The 19642-nt window shown below is 33.3% G+C and carries 15 protein-coding genes; 6 read left to right on the forward strand and 9 right to left on the reverse strand.

The features are described from left to right. Positions 1 to 68: 68 nt before the first annotated feature. On the reverse strand, positions 69 to 557 hold the full coding sequence (locus PMI10_RS20440; protein ID WP_007811343.1) for a hypothetical protein: 489 nt from the start codon (positions 555 to 557) through the stop codon (positions 69 to 71). Positions 558 to 779: 222 nt separating this feature from the next. After that, positions 780 to 2108: a PDZ domain-containing protein gene (locus PMI10_RS20445; protein ID WP_007811345.1), complete on the reverse strand. Its 1329-nt coding sequence runs from the start codon at positions 2106 to 2108 to the stop codon at positions 780 to 782. 122 nt (positions 2109 to 2230) lie between these two features. On the opposite strand from PMI10_RS20445, the gene PMI10_RS20450 reads away from it, so the two are divergent. The 5 genes from PMI10_RS20450 to lgt all read left to right on the forward strand — a co-directional run bounded on the left by PMI10_RS20450 (position 2231) and on the right by lgt (position 7101). Further along, positions 2231 to 3424, forward strand: coding sequence for a pyridoxal phosphate-dependent aminotransferase (locus PMI10_RS20450; RefSeq protein WP_007811348.1), 1194 nt, complete (start codon positions 2231 to 2233; stop codon positions 3422 to 3424). Positions 3425 to 3625: 201 nt separating this feature from the next. Next, complete coding sequence (gene folE / locus PMI10_RS20455) at positions 3626 to 4297, forward strand: GTP cyclohydrolase I FolE (RefSeq protein ID WP_007811350.1); 672 nt, start codon at positions 3626 to 3628, stop codon at positions 4295 to 4297. Positions 4298 to 4359: 62 nt separating this feature from the next. Beyond that, positions 4360 to 5838, forward strand: coding sequence for a cysteine--tRNA ligase (gene cysS / locus PMI10_RS20460; protein WP_007811352.1), 1479 nt, complete (start codon positions 4360 to 4362; stop codon positions 5836 to 5838). Positions 5839 to 5860: 22 nt separating this feature from the next. Continuing rightward, complete coding sequence (gene yidD, locus PMI10_RS20465) at positions 5861 to 6100, forward strand: membrane protein insertion efficiency factor YidD (RefSeq protein WP_007811354.1); 240 nt, start codon at positions 5861 to 5863, stop codon at positions 6098 to 6100. A 68-nt stretch (positions 6101 to 6168) separates the two neighbouring features. Beyond that, positions 6169 to 7101 carry a prolipoprotein diacylglyceryl transferase gene (gene lgt / locus PMI10_RS20470; protein ID WP_007811356.1) on the forward strand — a complete coding sequence of 311 codons (933 nt, stop codon included), beginning with the start codon at positions 6169 to 6171 and terminating at the stop codon, positions 7099 to 7101. Between the two features lie 328 nt (positions 7102 to 7429). Here the strand turns inward: lgt and PMI10_RS20475 are convergent, their stop codons facing one another. From PMI10_RS20475 to PMI10_RS20505, 7 genes are all read right to left on the reverse strand, one after another. Next, positions 7430 to 7771 carry a hypothetical protein gene (locus tag PMI10_RS20475; protein ID WP_007811358.1) on the reverse strand — a complete coding sequence of 114 codons (342 nt, stop codon included), beginning with the start codon at positions 7769 to 7771 and terminating at the stop codon, positions 7430 to 7432. 277 nt (positions 7772 to 8048) lie between these two features. Continuing rightward, entirely contained in the window at positions 8049 to 11024 is a 2976-nt protein-coding gene (gene secDF, locus PMI10_RS20480) for a protein translocase subunit SecDF (protein WP_007811360.1), read from the reverse strand. Positions 11025 to 11250: 226 nt separating this feature from the next. Beyond that, a complete protein-coding gene (gene mdh, locus PMI10_RS20485) occupies positions 11251 to 12186 on the reverse strand; it encodes a malate dehydrogenase (protein WP_007811362.1) in 936 nt (311 codons plus the stop codon). 95 nt (positions 12187 to 12281) lie between these two features. Further along, complete coding sequence (gene gyrB / locus PMI10_RS20490) at positions 12282 to 14222, reverse strand: DNA topoisomerase (ATP-hydrolyzing) subunit B (protein WP_007811364.1); 1941 nt, start codon at positions 14220 to 14222, stop codon at positions 12282 to 12284. Between the two features lie 294 nt (positions 14223 to 14516). Further along, entirely contained in the window at positions 14517 to 16133 is a 1617-nt protein-coding gene (asnB, locus tag PMI10_RS20495) for an asparagine synthase B (protein WP_007811366.1), read from the reverse strand. Positions 16134 to 16351: 218 nt separating this feature from the next. After that, positions 16352 to 18028: an asparagine synthase B gene (asnB, locus tag PMI10_RS20500; RefSeq protein WP_007811369.1), complete on the reverse strand. Its 1677-nt coding sequence runs from the start codon at positions 18026 to 18028 to the stop codon at positions 16352 to 16354. 327 nt (positions 18029 to 18355) lie between these two features. After that, positions 18356 to 18805, reverse strand: a complete 450-nt coding sequence (locus PMI10_RS20505; protein WP_007811371.1) for a hypothetical protein — start codon at positions 18803 to 18805, stop codon at positions 18356 to 18358. 173 nt (positions 18806 to 18978) lie between these two features. Here PMI10_RS20505 and PMI10_RS20510 point away from each other — a divergent pair, with 173 nt between their 5' ends. Beyond that, positions 18979 to 19524 (forward strand): DUF2911 domain-containing protein, encoded by a 546-nt coding sequence (locus PMI10_RS20510; protein ID WP_007811373.1) that lies wholly within the window; start codon positions 18979 to 18981, stop codon positions 19522 to 19524. The last annotated feature ends 118 nt before the right edge of the window (positions 19525 to 19642 follow it).

Consider the following 19642-nt stretch of genomic DNA (forward strand, 5'->3'; position numbering starts at 1 on the left):
TAAACTTTTGGGTGCAGTCTATTAAGAAATGGCTTTTTTGTAAACTCCAGTTATCAACTTTATTCTGTTTATTTTGATTTATCAACGCAGTCAATAGTCGTAAATTTATATTTCACATTATCGAAATATATAGGTTTATCTTTAACTAAATATGTAACCCCCATAGTAGTCTGCATAGTTCCGTTTCCTAAAATGAGTTGTTTCTCCCGCTTTAAAAATGCCATCGGATTTTTGAAAGTTGTATTTTTATTTGCACCTACAATAAAAGTATAATCTGCAAATAAGGTATCTCCATGAAATTCTCCTTTGATTTCGCCAGTTTTTTCAGGTGCTGAAGCCACTTTCATAACCATATCTCCGGTTATTTTTCCGTTTTTTAAAGTATTCAATTTTAAGTCAATAGTGTCATTTTCATATATTGCTTTATAACATTGAACATTTACAGGCTTTTCAGCATCGGCTTTGGCATCTTCAACTTCTTTCTGGTTTTCATTTTTTTTACAGCTTTGAAATCCAATGCTTGCCAAAAGCAAACAACATAAGGTTAGGTTTCTCATATTTAAAATATTTATATTTATTGTTATTTTATAAAATTAAATAAAAAAGAAACTAAAAGAAAGGCTTCTAAATTAAATCTTAATTTAAAAGCCTTTCTGGTTTTTATTTCAGAAGTAATCTATAAATTCTTAATTACAAATTCGCTTCTTCTATTAAATTCATATCGAAATAAAAAACATGTTAACTGTCTAAATAGCAGAAACAAACCAGATTTACTGAAATTATAGCTCATCCAGTAAATGGAAACGGAATTTCAATATTACACTGTTTCGTTCTACTTCCAAAGTAATCCAAACTTCTTCTTCAGATTTTAAGAGATTATTAATTTGCTGTAAAGTATATTTATAAGGTTTATTTCCGTTTATAGTGACAATAACGTCTCCTTTTTGTAAACCACATTTTTCGGCAGAAGAATTTTTACGAACATTTACAATCTCATAAACAGGTTTTAATTGAAATTTATATTTAAAATCCTCTTCTCTGTTTTTTAAATCCCTGCCCACTTCATCTGTCCCCGAAATCACTTTAACCATTTCAAGATGAACTGTTTCCTGAACCCATTGCAAACCATTATGCTGAATTGTAATTCCGCTTTTGTTATAACTGAAAGGATCATTGAATTTATTGTTTTTTTTCAAATACATTTTGCGATCAGCATAATCTAAAATAATTGTAAACCGCTTCAAAACTTCGCCTCCAACTGAACCAATCCTATCGACAACCATTTTTACATTTTTAATAGAGCTTGAGTCCGGAAAAGAAACAATTGGATTTTTAAATTCAAAATCAGCCATTGAAAATTTAGAAATTTTTGCGCGATGTCCTTCAATATCTCCACTAAATCCTTTTCCGAGAAAATCAGGAAAATTCTTTTTAGGCAGCTTTATTTTATTATTTTCAAAAATCCAAAAAGAATCGCTGTTACCTATATCAATAAGTAATTTTGCAGGAATACTTACATCATCAACAATCGCAGTTGCTACAATATAAGGCTTAGACCTTTCGATCGTTATAGGTAATGTTTTAAATTTCTGATCTAATCTCTTTCGAATTTCTTCATTGTTTTCGTGAATAAATATTTTTTTCTTCTGATAATTAATTTCTACAATATTATTTTTAAAAAATTTATACCCAATAATTCCGTTCACAGGAATTCCAATATGTGAAGACAAATTGAATCCCTGATCTAAAATTATATAAACCATGTGATTTACAGATTTTATCCCATGCGTTTCTAAAATATTATTGGTTGATTTTAAACCTTCGATTTCTTCTTCGCTTCCTAAACCACGAAGTTTAATTTTTTGTACATTTTTAAAACTGACTTCTTTTTTATCCTCCATACTAAATAAAATAGTTTCTTCGACCCCAGAATCCAACAAGAAATTCAATTCGATACCATTCACTTTTATAGGGATAAAAACTAAGTTATTAATCAGTTTAAACGGGATTACAACTTTCTTTTTATTCTTTTCAATTAAAAAATCATCCTGGGCTTTTAGTGTAAAAGATGTTAAAAGTCCAAAAAACAATATGATATATTTTTTCATTGATAATTTTTTATTATAAAATTACTAAAAATATTGATTATTGTTACATTTTTATAAGTACTGGTATTGTGTACGCTAAATTCGAAAAAAAAATGCAAATTTGCACTTCAATAATAAAGCACATGCCAACAATTTCAAACAAAGGCAAAAACATGCCCGAATCACCGATACGTAAACTTGCTCCTTATGCAGATATTGCAAAGCAAAAAGGACATAAAGTGTATCATTTAAACATTGGTCAACCGGATATCAAGACACCCGAAGTGGCCATCGAGGCGGTAAAAAATATTGATTTAACTATTATAGAATACAGTCCGTCTGCCGGGTATGAAAGTTATAGAAAAAAATTAGCAAAATTTTACCAACGTCAAAATGTAAATGTTAACCCTGAAGACATCATTGTTACCACTGGTGGTTCTGAAGCCTTATTATTTGCATTGGCCACGATTACGGATCCCGGAGATGAAATCATTATTCCGGAACCTTTTTATGCTAATTATCACGCATTTGCATCATCTACAAGTGCAACAGTTGTTCCGGTAATCTCTACAATCGAGAGCGGATTTGCTTTGCCAAGTATTGAAGATGTTGAAAAATTGATTACACCAAGAACCAAAGCCATTTTAATATGCAATCCTGGAAATCCAACAGGTTATCTATATTCTGAATCAGAAATCAAACAATTAGCACATTTAATCAAAAAACACGATTTATATTTAATTGCTGATGAAGTATATCGTGAATTTTTGTATGATGGTGATGTCCATTATTCAGTAATGAATTTAGATGACGTTCAGCAAAATGTAATTATGGTCGATTCTGTTTCGAAACGTTACAGTATGTGTGGTGCCCGAATTGGCTGTTTGGTAACTAAAAACAAACAGGTTTTGGCAACAGTAATGAAATTTGCACAGGCACGTCTGAGTCCGCCTACAATTGAACAAATAGCTTGTGAAGCTGCAATAGATACACCTCAGAGCTATTTTGACGAAGTTATTTCAGAATATAAAAATCGTCGAGATACTTTGATTACTGAATTAAATAAAATTGAAGGCGTAATCGTAACCAAACCGAAAGGGGCTTTTTATTGCATTGCACAATTGCCAATAGAAAATTCTGAAGATTTTGCCCAATGGCTTCTGGAAAGTTATGATCTTAACGGAGAAACTGTAATGGTAGCCCCGGCTGCAGGTTTTTATTCGACTCCCGGAATGGGGCTAAATCAGGTTCGAATTGCTTATGTCTTAAACAAAAAAGATTTGGTTACAGCTGTGAACATATTAAAAGAAGCACTTATAGCCTACAATAAAAGATAAAAGAACAAAAATACAGCCTTCAAAAGACAATAATTACCTCAGTTATTGTCTTTTGTATTTTTAATAAACCCTGATTTCGTTATAATTTAAATTATATCCAAAAAGGAGCAATTAAATAGTAAAAACGATAGAAAAGGTTTCCTTTTTATTAATTATCTTTACCGCCTTAAAAGAATATACCCATACTAATAGTAGTTTTTAATGATAAATAACGAAGATTTTTTAGACGAAATAGGAGACAATCATTTTAGCAGCAACGCAAAAAACCCTGTAAGACAGGATGCTTTTGACTTAACTGATGAAGAAAAAATAGAAAGAATTAAAAAAGATGTTGAAAATATTCTGCAGACTCTTGGAATGGATTTAACAGATGACAGCATAAAAGGTACTCCAAACCGAGTAGCTAAAATGTTTGTAAAGGAGATTTTTGGTGGTTTAAACCCTTCAAAACAGCCAAAAGCTTCAACTTTTGACAATAATTACAAATACGGCGAAATGTTAGTTGAAAAAAACATTACGCTTTATTCTACCTGCGAACACCATTTACTGCCAATTATCGGAAGAGCTCATGTAGCTTACATTTCGAGTGGAAGAGTTATTGGCTTATCAAAAATGAACCGAATCGTAGAATATTACGCTAAAAGGCCTCAGGTTCAGGAACGTCTGACTATGCAAATTGTTCAGGAATTACAAAAAGCTTTAGGTACCGAAGATGTTGCCTGTGTAATTGATGCCAAACATCTTTGCGTAAATTCAAGAGGAATTAAAGATATCGAAAGCAGTACTGTAACGTCTGAATTTGGTGGAAAGTTTAAAGATCCTCAAACTAAAAGAGAGTTTTTAGATTATATTAAATTAGACACTCAATTTTAATCGTTAATCACTTCAACGATTAAACAAATCAACAATAAAACGATTAAACATCAATAACGAATATGCCTTTATATACAAGTCAACATCTAAAAATATACAATTCACTTTCAGGTGAAAAAGAAAATTTCAACCCAATTCATGAAGGAAATGTTGGAATGTATGTTTGCGGACCTACGGTTTATAGCAATGTACACTTAGGAAATGTGAGAACTTTTATGTCGTTTGACGTCATATTCAGGTATTTTTTACATCTTGATTATAAAGTCCGTTATGTTCGCAATATTACTGATGTTGGGCATATTGTCGATGACGTTGATGAAGGCGAAGATAAAATTGCCAAAAAAGCACGTTTGGAACAATTAGAACCAATGGAGGTCGTACAGCGCTATACGGTAGATTTTCATGATATCCTGAAGTCTTTTAACTTTTTACCGCCAAGCATTGAACCAACAGCTACAGGACATATTATTGAACAGATCGAAATCATCAAAAAAATTATCGATACCGGAATTGGTTACGAAGCCAACGGATCGGTTTATTTTGATGTTGTAAAATATAACGAAACCAACAATTACGGAGTTTTAAGCGGAAGAAATATCGAAGATATGCTTGCCAATACCCGTGATCTTGATGGACAATCTGATAAGAGAAATCCACAAGATTTTGCTCTTTGGAAAAAAGCTGAACCGGAACATATTATGAGATGGCCTTCTCCCTGGAGTGATGGCTTTCCGGGCTGGCATCTTGAATGTACCGCAATGAGTACAAAATACTTAGGAAATCATTTTGACATTCACGGAGGCGGAATGGATTTAAAATTTCCTCATCACGAATGTGAAATTGCCCAAAATGAAGCTTGTACCGGCCAGTCTCCGGTTAATTACTGGATGCACGCCAATATGCTGACTTTAAATGGAAAGAAAATGGCAAAATCGACTGGAAATAATATTTTACCAGGCGAAATTTTAAGTGGGGACAACAACATTTTAAGTAAAGCTTTTTCGGCATCAGTGACTCGTTTCTTTATGTTGCAGGCACATTACAGAAGCATTTTGGATTTTTCTGATGATGCAATTGTAGCTGCCGAAAAAGGATATAAAAGATTGATGGAAGCTGTTGATGCTTTACCAAATATTACACCGGGTGATACAAGTTCAGTTGATTTCTCTTCCTGGAAACAATTGTGTTACGATGCCATGAATGACGATTTTAATACCCCTATTTTAATTGCTCAATTATTTGAAGCCGTTCGTTATATCAATTTATTAAAAGAAGGAAAAGAAACAATTTCTGCTGAAGATCTAAAAACATTTACAGCAGCAATTAATGCATTTGTTTTTGATGTTTTAGGTCTCAGTGACGAGAAAGCAGCAGACAGCAGTAATGATAAGCTGGAAGGCGTTGTAAATATGCTTATCGGAATGAGAAATCAGGCAAGAGCTGATAAGAACTTTGCCCTGTCTGATCAGATTCGTGATCAATTGATTACTTTAGGCATTCAGTTGAAAGACGGAAAAGAAGGTACCAGTTTTTCAATATAAATTACTCATTTTCTAATAAACCATGAAAGTAATTACTCCATTTGTTTTATTAGTCAGGTTTTATCAGAGTGCGATTTCACCTTTTACGCCGGCATCATGCAGATTTGAGCCAACGTGTTCAAGTTATATGATTGAAGCGTTACAAACTCATGGATTATGGTATGGAGGTTATCTCGGAATAAAACGTATTTTGAGCTGTCATCCATGGGGAAGGAGTGGCTATGATCCTGTTCCGGAAAAGAAATGTTCGCATAAACATTAACTTTTAATAAAGACTTACTCTGTTTTAAATATTTATTTTTACAACGCAAAAAAAAACAATTTTAACATATGACACACGCCTTAAATATCATTTGGAACCCTTCAGAAGGAATTGATTTAGGATTTTTTATGATTCGTTATTACAGTTTAATGTTCGTAATCGCTTTTGGATTAGGATGGTTTATAATGAAAAAGATTTTCGAACGCGAAAATGAATCAATAGATAAATTAGACTCTTTATTTGTCTGGACTGTTTTAGCTACTTTATTAGGCGCCCGTTTAGGACATGTTTTATTTTACGATTGGGAATATTTTAGAAATCATTTACTTGAAATCTTTTTACCATTTAGATTTGAACCAAAATTTGAGTTCACAGGTTTTCAGGGTCTGGCAAGTCATGGTGCGGCAATCGGAATTATTATCGCCATGTATTACTATAGCAAAAAGATCTTAAAACGTCCTTTATTATGGATTTTAGACCGTGTTGTTATTCCGGTAGCCAGTGGTGCTATATTTGTTCGTTTAGGAAACTTTTTCAATTCAGAAATTATTGGTCACGAAACTAAATCTGCTTTCGGAATTCGTTTTTTACACGACCAGTTTAGTAAAGGCGAAGCGGTAAATGCAACTCAAATTGCAAACCCGAAAGATGCTTATAACGCTATTGCTACAGATCCGAAATTTGCTGATTTATTAGCTCAGGTCCCTGCAAAACACCCGACTCAGCTTTATGAGGGATTCTGCTATATTTTTGTATTTGCAATCTTATTCTTTTTATATTGGAAAACAAATGCCAGACTGAGATCGGGCTATTTATTCGGATTGTTTCTGGTACTTTTATTTATGGTACGTTTTATAGTAGAATTTGTAAAAGAAAGCCAAGGTGGTTTTGAAAGCGAATTAGGCTTATTCTCGACAGGACAATGGCTAAGTATACCTTTTATCATTATTGGTCTTTTCTTTATCATTAGAGCAAAAAGAAATCCTTTAGCAGCATCTTAAAATATAATTACAACATACAAAATCGCCCAATACTAAATGTATTGGGCGATTTTTTTACCTTAGTAATAAACAGAAAATTCATTTACAACTTGTAACACCTTCAATCTATTGAAGTTCATTCTTCTAATTTTTATTTACAGGAGCAGAAAATTATCTTTTTCAACAGAACGTTTAGTCCCGCTATCCGCTATATCTTTTTCTTCTGCTATCGCATACAAAAAAAGGATATCGCTCCTATCGGGGCTAGAAAAGAAAATCTATTTTTCAAAAATTAAAAAAAAACAGTAATTTTAATAATCGTATTTTTCTTTTAAAAAACATTTGAGAATTATTCTCTTACAATATATCCATTAGAATTTGGATGAATTTTTGAATAACCTAAAGTCCCTACAGTATAACAATTTGCATTTCTATAAAAAGCAGCATTAGGCACACCATCTGCATCTTCATACCAACTTGTCTTAACAACATATTTTGCAGTATCCAGGTGAATTTCAATTATTTTTGATTTATCGTTAACCAACTGCCACCCGTTTTCTAGCCAGCAGACCCCAATTTCATCTCCTAATTCCGTTACTTCAGAAATATCTAATTTAATGTAATCTGTTTTCGGTCGATTCCGCACTTTTCCTAAAGCAATTATTCTTTCATTATTTCCATAATCACTCAATATAGTTATGGCCTGTAACTTATTTTTTGAATATAAATAAATTAACTCACTCCTCCCATTTGAATTACAATTGGAAACGAGTAAACATAGTGAAAAAACAAAAAACAACTTCTTAATAGGTTTTAATAATTTCATATTTAGTCTAAAAAATAATGGTGACACATAGCAAATTGAAACAACTCCAATCCATTACTATATGACAGTCTGGAATTTTCAATTTAAGCAAAAAAAAAGATCCAACTTTCATTGGATCTTTTTTTATATAAAACTTGCTTGATTATGCTTGTTTGTGTTTTTCTTCGATAATATGTTTATCATCTTTAGAAATTGTATCAACCAATACTGGCGTAGCTATAAATAATGAAGAATAAGTTCCCACAATAATACCTACCAACATAGCAAAGATAAATCCTCTTATTGATTCTCCACCGAAGATAAACATTGTCAATAATACAATGATCATCATTAATGAAGTATTCAAAGTTCTTGATAAAGTAGTATTAATAGAGGCATTTACAATATTTTCAAAACTACCTTTACGGTTTCCAAGAATGAACTCTCTAATTCTGTCAAATACAATTACGGTATCATTCATAGAGTAACCAATAACAGTAAGAATTGCAGCGATAAAGTGCTGATCCATCTCCATGTGGAAAGGCATAAATTTATAACATAAAGAGTAAATTCCTAGTACGAAGATTACGTCATGCGCAACAGCTGCAATCGCACCTAATGAATATTGCCATTTACGGAAAGATACCATTAAGTATAAGAAGATAGCTGCCATAGCACCAAGAACTGCCCAGTATGAGTTAGTTTTGATATCCTCAGAGATAGAAGCTCCAACTTTAGAAGCTTGTAAAACCCCCACTCTTTTACCATCATATGTATTGGTAAATTTATCATAAGAAGTATTAGGATAATATTTCGCTAATGCTTTATATAATTTTTGATTCACTTCCTCATCAACTGCTACTCCTTCTTCTTCGATTTTGTACTTAGTTGTAATTTTTAGCTGATCATCATCCCCTAAAATTTTAGCTTCAACAGGAGTTCCAAATGCAGCAGATAACTCATCTGAAACTACAGTTGCATCAACCGGTTTTTCAAATTTAACCTGAAAAGTTCTTCCTCCAACAAAATCAACACCCTGATCTAATCCATTAACGAAAAAGATAGAAATTAAACTTACCACAACTACAATTGAAGAGAAGATATAAGTGAATTTTTTGATTTTGATAAAGTCAAAGTGGAAATTAGTAAACCAGTTTTTAGTAATATTTGTAGAGAAAGTTAAATCACCTTTTCCGGCAATATTTCTATCGATAAAGATTCTTGCAATAAAGATTGATGTAAACATTGAAGTTACGATACCAATAAGTAATGTTAAAGCGAAACCTTTAATTGGTCCTGTTCCAAAAATAAACAAGATTGCCCCAGTTAAAACGTGCGTAACGTTTGCATCGATGATAGAACGCATTGCTCCGTGCCATCCATAAGAAGTAGCAACTGCTTCGGATAATGATTTGCCTTCACGTAGTTCTTCTTTCGCTCTTTCAAATATAATAATGTTCGCATCTACCGCTGTACCCAATGTTAATACAATACCTGCGATACCCGGTAATGTCAATACAAAACCAAAACTTGCCATAATTCCAAATAAGAAAAGTAAGTTTAATATTAACGCAAGGTTAGCATACCAACCAGCTTTACCGTAATAGAATACCATCCATAAACAAACTAATAAAAATCCTAATACAGAAGAAACTGTCCCTGCATCAATTGCTGCCTGACCTAAAGATGGTCCTACAACTGTTGATTGAATAATATCTGCTGTAGCCGGTAATTTACCTGCGTTTAATACGTTTGCTAAATCTTTAGTTTCAGCAACATCAAAAGAGCCTGTAATTTCAGATCTTCCACCTGCGATTGGTCCGCTGGTAACTCCTGGTGCAGAATATACAATGTTATCTAAAACAATAGCAATATAACTTTTTTGAGCAAAAGCTCTTCCTGTCAATTCTTCCCAAACTTTAGCACCCTGACTGTTCATTTGCATAGAAACAGCCGGTTTACCCATTTGGTCAAAAGTATCTTTAGCATCAGTTACAACACCACCACTCATAGCCGGTGCATTGTCTCTGTTTCCTTTTAAAGCATATAATTCAACTACTTCAATATCTTTTGCTTTTGCATCTTTTATTGTAGTTGGTTTACTCCAAACAAATTTCGCATAGTGTTGATCAGCAGCTAAAAGAACTCTGATTTCAGGTCTTTTTAAATATCCATTAACAATTGCAGTATCTTTTGGAGCAAAATAACCTAAAACAGGTCCGCCACCCTGACTAATAATTTTGTCAAATAATGGGTTATTTCCTTTTTTAGTCTCTGTAGAATCTTTTGTATTAGTTAATAACGCATTCAATGAATCATTAGCAACAGTTTTAGTTTCTGTTTTTTTGATTTCAGTCTTTTTTAAAGCTTCGTTAGCAGCTACTAAAAAGTTCCCAATTTCTTCCATTTTATAGGTTTCCCAAAACTCTAATTGAGCTTTTCCTCCTAATAATTTTTTAATTCTGTCTACATCTTTTGCTCCGGGAAGTTCTACTAAGATTCTTCCGGAAGAAGTACCTAATTTTTGAATATTTGGTTGTGTTACACCAAATTTATCGATACGCTCTCTTAATACTTTATAAGCACTTTCGATAGACTCATCAACTTTTTTTCTAATTACTTTTTGCGCTTGGGCATCAGTCATTTCAAAAGCAATTCCACCTTCACCTTGTAGATTTCTGTTAGCAAAAATTTCTGGAGATGCTAATTTTGTTGTTCCTTTTGAATTTGCATCAAAAGCCTCAAAAAATTTATCTAAATAAGTTTTATTTCCTTCTAAATTTGCAGTCGCATCAGCTAATGATTTATTAAAAACCGGATTTTTAGAATTGTTTGCTAATCCTTTTAAAACATCTTTAATAGAAATTTGAAGAATAACGTTGATTCCTCCTTCTAAGTCAAGACCTTTATTGATTTGTTTGTTTTTTACTTCATTGTAAGTAAAATCCGTAAATCCAAGATTCACTACTTTTTCTTTACCAATAGAATCTAAATATTTTAGCTCTTTATCAGGATTATCTCCTGCAAAAGCTTTAGCCTCACTTTTGACATTACTTGCCACATAAGTGAACGAAAGTTGGTAAATACTTACCAATGCAAATAGAATTGCGAAAAATTTAATAAGTCCTTTATTCTGCATTATTACTAAAAATTAATTATGTTTTATTGTTTGTTTTTGTTTTAAAGTCCCATAAAATAAGCCCTGACATGAGTTTTGAAAACTAAAAAACTAGATCACGAATTACAACATTTTTTTTAAACCGAGCAAATATATAATTTACGAAAAGATTAACCAATTTATTTATTAATTAATCTCAAAAAAAAGACTGCAAAAGTGCAGCCTTATCTTTTTTTTATTAAAATCATTATACTAAAATGGACTTTAGGGCATCATTCATACTTCTAACCGCATCCGCACTTTTAGCAAATAAAGCCTTTTCCTGGTCATTTAACTGAATATCTAAAATTTCTTCAATTCCATTTTTACCAATTATACAAGGTACTCCAATACATATATCGTTTTGACCATATTCTCCTTCTACAAAAACAGAACAGGCAATCATTTTCTTTTGATCGTTTAAAATACTATCCACCAGATAAGCAACAGACGCTCCCGGTGCATACCATGCAGAAGTTCCTAAAAGTCCCGTAAGGGTTGCTCCGCCAACCATTGTATCTGCAGCTACTTTTTGCAAAACTTCTTCTGAAAGAAATTCTGTTACCGGAATACCGTTATAAGATGCCAAACGAGTTAAAGGAATCATTGTAGTATCACCATGACCTCCAATCACCATTGCAGAGATATCATTGGCCGGTTTATCCAAAGCAAGGGATAAATAAGTTCTGAATCGTGAACTATCTAATGCTCCTCCCATACCAATAATTCTGTTCTTTGGCAATCCTGTAGATTTTAATGCCAAATATGTCATCGTATCCATAGGGTTAGAAACAACAACTAGTATAGTATTTGGAGAATGTTTCAATACATTTTCAGCAACTGTTTTTACAATTCCTGCGTTTATACCTATAAGTTCTTCACGAGTCATTCCCGGTTTTCTGGGAATTCCTGATGTAATAACAACTACATCGCTTCCGGCAGTTTTAGAATAATCATTGGTTACACCTGATACTTTGGTATTAAAACCTGTATTTGTTGCACATTGCATAATATCCAACGCTTTCCCTTCGGCAAAACCCTCTTTAATATCCAACAATACAACTTCGCTTGCAATTCCTCTATAAGAAATAACATCTGCACAAGTCGCTCCAACATTTCCTGCTCCTACAATGGTAACTTTCATATTTTATACTTTATTGGTTATTAGTTAATTTATTTGATAAACGTTTAATCGTTTAAGTAAATTTAAACAATTAAATGAATTGACGGTTAAACTTTTTAAGCATCAATATTGGCATAAACTGCATTTTTCTCAATGAATTCTCTACGTGGCGGAACTTCATCCCCCATTAACATTGAAAAAACCCTGTCGGCTTCAGCAAGACTATCTATATTTACCTGACGCAAAGTCCTGAAATTCGGATCCATTGTAGTTTCCCACAATTGTTCCGCGTTCATCTCTCCAAGACCTTTATAACGCTGAATAGCAGCACTTCCACCCATTCTTTCATTAGCCTGATCACGTTGAACATCATTCCATGCATATTCTTTTTTGTTTCCTTTTTTAACTAAATATAAAGGTGGTGCAGCAATATAAACGTGCCCTTCTTCAATTAATTCTTTCATAAAACGGAAGAAAAACGTTAATATTAAGGTAGAAATGTGGCTACCATCGACATCGGCATCACACATGATAATCACTTTATGGTAACGCAGCTTTGAAAGATTCAATGCTTTACTGTCTTCTTCTGTCCCGACAGTAACTCCAAGCGCCGTAAAAATATTACGGATCTCTTCATTTTCGAAAACTTTATGATGCATTGCTTTCTCAACATTCAAAATCTTACCACGTAATGGCAAAATAGCCTGAAATGCACGATCACGGCCTTGTTTTGCTGTTCCGCCAGCCGAATCTCCCTCGACAAGGTAAACTTCACATCTTGCCGGATCCTGCTCAGAACAATCTGATAATTTTCCCGGTAATCCACCGCCTCCCATAACGGTTTTACGTTGCACCATTTCACGTGCCTTTTTAGCAGCGTGACGGGCCTGGGCAGCCAAAATTACTTTTTGAATAATGATACGGGCATCATTTGGATTTTCTTCCAAATAATTTTCCAACATTTCCCCAACTGCTTGGGAAACCGGAGAAACTACCTCTCTGTTTCCAAGTTTAGTTTTAGTTTGTCCTTCAAATTGTGGCTCAGCAACTTTTACCGAAATAATAGCTGTTAATCCTTCACGGAAGTCATCTCCTGCGATTTCGAATTTTAACTTATCCAACATCCCGGAAGCATCTGCATATTTTTTAAGGGTTCTTGTCAAACCACTTCTAAAACCTTGTAAATGCGTACCTCCTTCGTGTGTATTGATATTATTTACGTAAGAGAAAATATTCTCTGTGTAACTTGTATTATAAATCAAGGCGACTTCAACCGGAATTTCACCTTTTTCATTATCCATACTGATTACATGAGAAATAATTGGCTCACGATTACCATCCAAATAACGGATATATTCTTTTAGCCCTTCATCAGAATGAAAAACTTCAACTTTAAATTCACCTTTTTCGTCTACTTCTCTTTTATCAGTAAAAGTGATGGTAATCCCTTTATTCAAATAGGAAAGCTCACGCATACGAGCTGACAAAGTATCATAAGAAAACTCTGTTGTTTGAGTAAAGATAGTATTGTCAGGGTAAAAAGTCTGACGAGTACCTCTTTTATCTGTTTCTCCAATTTGTTTTACCGGATATAATGATTTTCCTCTTTCGTATTCTTGTTCGTAGATTTTACCATCTCTGAAAACGGTAGATTTCATATGAACAGAAAGAGCATTTACAACCGAAACCCCAACACCGTGCAAACCTCCGGAAACCTTATAAGAATCCTTATCAAATTTACCTCCGGCACCAATTTTAGTCATTACTACCTCAAGTGCCGAAACACCTTCTTTTTTATGTAAATCAACTGGAATACCACGACCGTTATCTTCTACTGTAACTGAACCGTCTTCGTTAATTGCAACACCAATGGTATCACAATGTCCTCCCATCGCCTCATCAATAGAGTTATCAACAACCTCATAAACTAAATGATGTAGTCCTCGAACCCCTACATCTCCAATATACATCGATGGTCGCATTCTTACATGCTCCATTCCTTCTAATGCCTGAATACTATCTGCTGAATAATTGTTCTTCTTGATTTCTTCGCTCATATAATTTATTCTAAAAAATGTAATTATTGTCTAACACGCAAATATATAAAAACGCAATTTATATATCTCTTAAAATGCTATTTAAAGCACCTAAGTTATTAACACAATTATTAAAAAAAACAAAAAATAAATTCCAAATTCCAAAAATTATCCTCTTTTCCGAAAAAATTCAATCTAAAATATAAAACACAGCTTAAAAATAAAAGAAATTCTAAAACTTGAGGTTGCATAAAAAATCCGAAACAAACATAAAATGTCGCTTCGGATTTTTTATTTATTTCCAAAATTGGAATTTTAAACAGCTATTCCTGATTTTGCAATCTCAGTATCTGCTTTTATATGAGCTGAATTTGCTCTTCCGCTTGGATCAGGGTTATCCTGCCATTTCGGTATCCATTTTCTAACGGTTTGCGCAGCACTTGTTTGTGGATAATATTTATGAAAAACAGATCTGTAAAAATAAGCTTCTTTTGTTGTTGGTGGGTTATACGGAAATTCTACCGCTGCCCCGGCCAATTGCTCGTCTGAAACCTGAGCCGAACAATATTCTATTAATTCATTAATCCAGCTATACCCAACTCCATCCGAAAATTGTTCTTTCTGTCTCCATAAAACCTCTGTTGGCAGATATGGGTTTTCAGGCGTATCAAATGCTTTTCTTAAAATATATTTCTCAGCACCATCATATGTTTTTGGTTGTTTTTCTTCAGTTTTGATTCGGATAGCAACATCAAGAAACTCTTTATCCAAAAACGGAAGCCTGATTTCTAAACTATTTGCCATTGTAGCTTTATCAGCGCGTAATATATCTGCGGTAAATAATTTCTGAACTCTTTCAATTGTTTCCTTTTGAAATTCCTCAGCAGAAGGTGCATTCCTAAAATACAAATGGCCTCCAAAAATCTCATCAGCTCCTTCACCGGAAAGAATCACTTTTATTCCTTTTTCACTTATGGCTTTAGACAATAAATACATTGGTACTCCAGCTCTTACTGAAATTATATCATAGGTTTCAATATGATAAATAATTTTCTCTATTATTTCAACACCTTCTTCAATAGTAAAATGAACTTCATGATGCTCCGTTCCTAAAAATTCAGCAGCTTTTCTTGCAACAATATTATCCGGAGAATCTGCATCTAATCCGATAGAAAATGAACGCAGCTTTTTACCATTTTCAGCCAGTAATCTGGAAGTAATTGCAGCTATTAAAGACGAATCCAAACCTCCTGAAAGTAATACTCCTACCGGAACATCACTCATCAAACGTTTACGAATAGCCTCGGTCAGCGTTACGCGAATTAAATCTAAATCAAGGGATTGATTCGCATTTTCATGATCCTCATACTCCGGATCGTAATATTTTACAAAACCGGTTTTAGCTGTATAATAATGCCCCGGAGGAAAAGTTGAAAACGACTTACACTGATCTGCAATTGATTTCATTTCTGAAGAAAAATAAATCCTCCCTCTTTCATCTAATCCATAATATAAAGGCTTTACCCCGATTGGATCCCTGCCTGCTATATAATCATCACCATCAATAATTACAAAAGCAAAATCCCCATCCATCATATTACAAAAATCATATCCAAATTCTTCGAACAAATGCACAATTACTTCTGAATCTGACTTTGTTCGAAATGTATGATTCTTTAAAATTCCTTCTCTTATTTCCTGATGATTATATATTTCGCCATCATGGATCATCCATGCATTTTTAGTTCCCTGAATAGGCTGTTTACCTGACTTTAAATCAATAATTGACAAACTTTCATGACAAATAATGCTGCCATTTTCCATAATATGCAAATCACTTTCATCAGGGCCCCGATGAGACATTCTTTCAGAAAGCTCTTTTACGAGTTGCGGATCTTTTCCTTTACCAATAACGGCCAATATTCCAGACATACTATTCTTTTTTTATTATATTTTTCATTTCAATTTGTCTTCTTTAAAAAGAAAATCTAATTCATTTGGCAAAATCCAAATATAAAAATTTCAAATAAACATTTAAGTAACAAACGATTAAACTTACAAAATAAAACCAATTAAACAATGTTATAAACTAAGAAAACGTTCTCTATCCGAGAACGTTTTCTAAATTACAAACTCAAAATATTATTTTTTTATGCTTTTTGATAAGCGTCATCATGAACACTTGCTACTGCTCTGCCTGAAGGATCATTCATGTTTTTGAAAGCTTCATCCCACTCCAGTGCAATTTTTGTACTACAAGCCACACTTGCTTCCTGAGGCACACATAAAGCTGCTGCATCACTTGGAAAATGTTCTGTAAAAATCGAACGATAGTAATATTCTTCTTTAGATGTTGGCGTTTGCAGTGGAAATTTATATTTCGCATTTGCTAATTGCTCATCTGAAACTGCTTCTGCAACTACTTCTTTCAAAGTGTCGATCCAGCTATATCCTACTCCATCAGAAAATTGCTCTTTTTGTCTCCATGCCACACTTTCCGGCAACATATCTTCAAAAGCTTTACGAACTACCCACTTTTCCATCGGATGTTCTTTGTTGATCATTTTATCCTGCGGGTTGATTCTCATGGCAACATCCATAAACTCTTTATCTAAGAATGGTACACGTCCTTCAATTCCCCAGGCTGCTAAACTTTTGTTCGCACGTAAACAGTCGTACATATGTAGTTTCCCTAATTTACGAACGTTTTCTTCGTGGAATTCTCTTGCGTTTGGTGCTTTATGGAAGTATAAATATCCTCCAAACAACTCATCTGCACCTTCACCGGACAATACCATTTTGATTCCCATAGATTTAATAACTCTCGCCATTAACCACATTGGAGTTGAAGCTCTAACTGTAGTTACATCATAAGTTTCAAGGTTATAAATTACATCACGAACAGCATCTAAACCTTCCTGAATTGTAAATTTAATTTCGTGGTGAATTGTTCCGATATGTTTTGCTACAATTTGTGCTGCAGCTAAATCAGGAGAACCTTCTAACCCTACTGAAAAAGAGTGCAATTGTGGGTACCACGCATCTGTAGTATCGTCTGACTCAATACGTTTTTGCGCATATTTTTTGGCTACAGCCGAAGTAATAGAAGAATCTAAACCTCCCGAAAGTAATACTCCGTAAGGCACATCACTCATTAATTGTCTGTGAACAGCTGCTTCTAATGCTTCTTTAATAGCAGGAATGCTTGTTTCGTTATCTTTTACCGCATCATATTCTGTCCAGTCTCTTTTGTACCATTGTACAAACTCACCATCTTTACTGGTCATATAGTGTCCCGGAGGAAATAATTCAATTTTTGTACAGTATCCTTCCAAAGCTTTCAATTCTGAAGCTACATAGAAAGTTCCATCCTGATCCCAACCAATGTATAATGGAATAATTCCCATGTGATCACGAGCAATAAAATACTCATCTTTCTCTACATCATAAATCGCAAATCCGAAGATTCCGTTCATTTCGTCAACAAAATGAGGCCCTTTTTCTTTATATAATGCTAAAATAACTTCACAGTCACTTTCAGTCTGAAAATTATATTTCCCTTCAAATTGTTTACGCAATTCTCTGTGGTTGTAAATTTCACCGTTTGCTGCTAAAACTAATTTTTTGTCTTCAGTAAACAAAGGCTGCTTTCCTGAAGCCGGGTCAACAATTGCCAAACGCTCGTGAGATAAGATTGCTTTATCATTGCTATAAATTCCGCTCCAGTCCGGTCCGCGGTGACGAATGATTTTAGACATTTCTAATACTTGAGGTCTTAAAGTTTCGGCTTTTTGTTTTAGATCAAAGGCACATACAATTCCACACATAATTCTTATATTTTATTTTATAAATTTTATTTCGATAGGGCAAAGATGCAGTAATGGTTATAATTGAAAAACACAAATATTCATTTCGGTTACAATTTAAAACCATAAAATCGTTTTTACATACAAAATGTAAAATTTTAACATTAAAAAATGGTCTGTACTTAAAAATTTCAATTTTGGCTTAAAAAGAGGCACAAATTACAGTATTACAAACAAAAGTTTGAATTAAATTCAGTCATAATTCACAAACACTAAAAAATCATCAAACATAAAATCCTAAAGCGACAAAAAAATGCATTTTGACTATGATAACCTTGTAAAAAGAATTCACAAAACACTTTCAATCAAATAATGTGTTTTATTAATTTCGAATTGAAATCCTGCCTTATTTCCCATCAGATGAGAACCAAGAGGAGATTGTGGGGAAAGTGCAATAACATTTATTCCATCAATTGAAATTTTGGGAAGTGCCACACTTAAATACAAGTAAATTCCGTTCGCTTTGACTAAACTTCCGGAGATAATATTTTCTGTGGTTTTCGAAGCGTCAATTTTATCTAAAATTGCTTTCTGAGCAATCGCTTCTTTTAGTTTATTAGTTAATTTTTCCTGTTCGATATGCATCATTGACAAAGCCGTTTCATGTTTATCACCGGCAGACCCTTTAGCATCATTTTTAGAATCTTCGGTCAAAGCCGAAATCATATCTTTAAAAACATCTATCCGATCCTGAACCATTTGCAAATAATGAGAATATATTTTTTGTTTAAAAGTCATTTTTTTTAGGGACTGAGGGTTCAAGCTACAAAGATGCAAAGGTTTTTCGCAGCAGCAAAACAAGTTAGAAGCAAATGCTCCGGTTTTTCTCTTAGCCTGAAAAATTAACACGATGTTTTGCATTTTTTCAACAAACAATCTATAAATTTACTCTTATTAATTTACTAGTCATTATGAAAAAATCTACAATTATTACGACAATTGCTTTTGGTATTACAATGCTTTTATCATCAAATATCAATGCTCAAAAATTTCCGGACTTAGATAAAAGTCCAATGGATGCAGCTTCATATCCAAATGATTATAAAGATGCTGCCAAAACAGTTAAAGTTATCTATAGCAGACCTCAACTAAAAGGGAGAAGTTTAAGCGAATTAGCCCCAAACGGAAAAGTATGGCGCACAGGAGCTAATGAAGCTACAGAAATCATTTTTTACAAAGATGTAAAATTAGGTGACAGCAAAATCAAAGCAGGAACATATACCTTATTTACTATTCCTGAAAAAGATTCCTATACAGTTATCATCAACAAAGATTTAAACGTGTGGGGAGCTTACACTTACAAGGAAGCTAATGATGTTGCAAGATTAAAAGTACCGGTAACCGAAGGAAAAGATTCTCTTGAAGCATTTTCAATGGTTTTTACCAAATCTGACACTGGTGTTATTTTGAATTTAGGCTGGGATAAAGTAAGAGTTGCCATTCCTTTTAATCAATAAGAAAATTAAAACCAACCCATTTAGGTCTGATTTTATTTTCAACACATAGAAACATAGATTTTGTAAACTCACAAAGTAGGCGTTTCACTTATTTAACATTCACATAACTGGCCTATGT

The organism is Flavobacterium sp. CF136, assembly GCF_000282055.1.
Classification (GTDB): Bacteria; Bacteroidota; Bacteroidia; order Flavobacteriales; family Flavobacteriaceae; genus Flavobacterium.

Coding starts and splice junctions, on each gene's coding strand:
- asnB (WP_007811369.1), bottom strand. CDS start 18,028: ATGTGTGGAATTGTATGTGCCTTTGATCTAAAACAAAAAGCCGAAACT.
- PMI10_RS20505 (WP_007811371.1), bottom strand. CDS start 18,805: ATGACTTTTAAACAAAAAATATATTCTCATTATTTGCAAATGGTTCAG.
- folE (WP_007811350.1), top strand. CDS start 3,626: ATGATAAATAACGAAGATTTTTTAGACGAAATAGGAGACAATCATTTT.
- PMI10_RS20440 (WP_007811343.1), bottom strand. CDS start 557: ATGAGAAACCTAACCTTATGTTGTTTGCTTTTGGCAAGCATTGGATTT.
- PMI10_RS20445 (WP_007811345.1), bottom strand. CDS start 2,108: ATGAAAAAATATATCATATTGTTTTTTGGACTTTTAACATCTTTTACA.
- lgt (WP_007811356.1), top strand. CDS start 6,169: ATGACACACGCCTTAAATATCATTTGGAACCCTTCAGAAGGAATTGAT.
- secDF (WP_007811360.1), bottom strand. CDS start 11,024: ATGCAGAATAAAGGACTTATTAAATTTTTCGCAATTCTATTTGCATTG.
- mdh (WP_007811362.1), bottom strand. CDS start 12,186: ATGAAAGTTACCATTGTAGGAGCAGGAAATGTTGGAGCGACTTGTGCA.
- yidD (WP_007811354.1), top strand. CDS start 5,861: ATGAAAGTAATTACTCCATTTGTTTTATTAGTCAGGTTTTATCAGAGT.
- cysS (WP_007811352.1), top strand. CDS start 4,360: ATGCCTTTATATACAAGTCAACATCTAAAAATATACAATTCACTTTCA.
- PMI10_RS20510 (WP_007811373.1), top strand. CDS start 18,979: ATGAAAAAATCTACAATTATTACGACAATTGCTTTTGGTATTACAATG.
- asnB (WP_007811366.1), bottom strand. CDS start 16,133: ATGTCTGGAATATTGGCCGTTATTGGTAAAGGAAAAGATCCGCAACTC.
- gyrB (WP_007811364.1), bottom strand. CDS start 14,222: ATGAGCGAAGAAATCAAGAAGAACAATTATTCAGCAGATAGTATTCAG.
- PMI10_RS20450 (WP_007811348.1), top strand. CDS start 2,231: ATGCCAACAATTTCAAACAAAGGCAAAAACATGCCCGAATCACCGATA.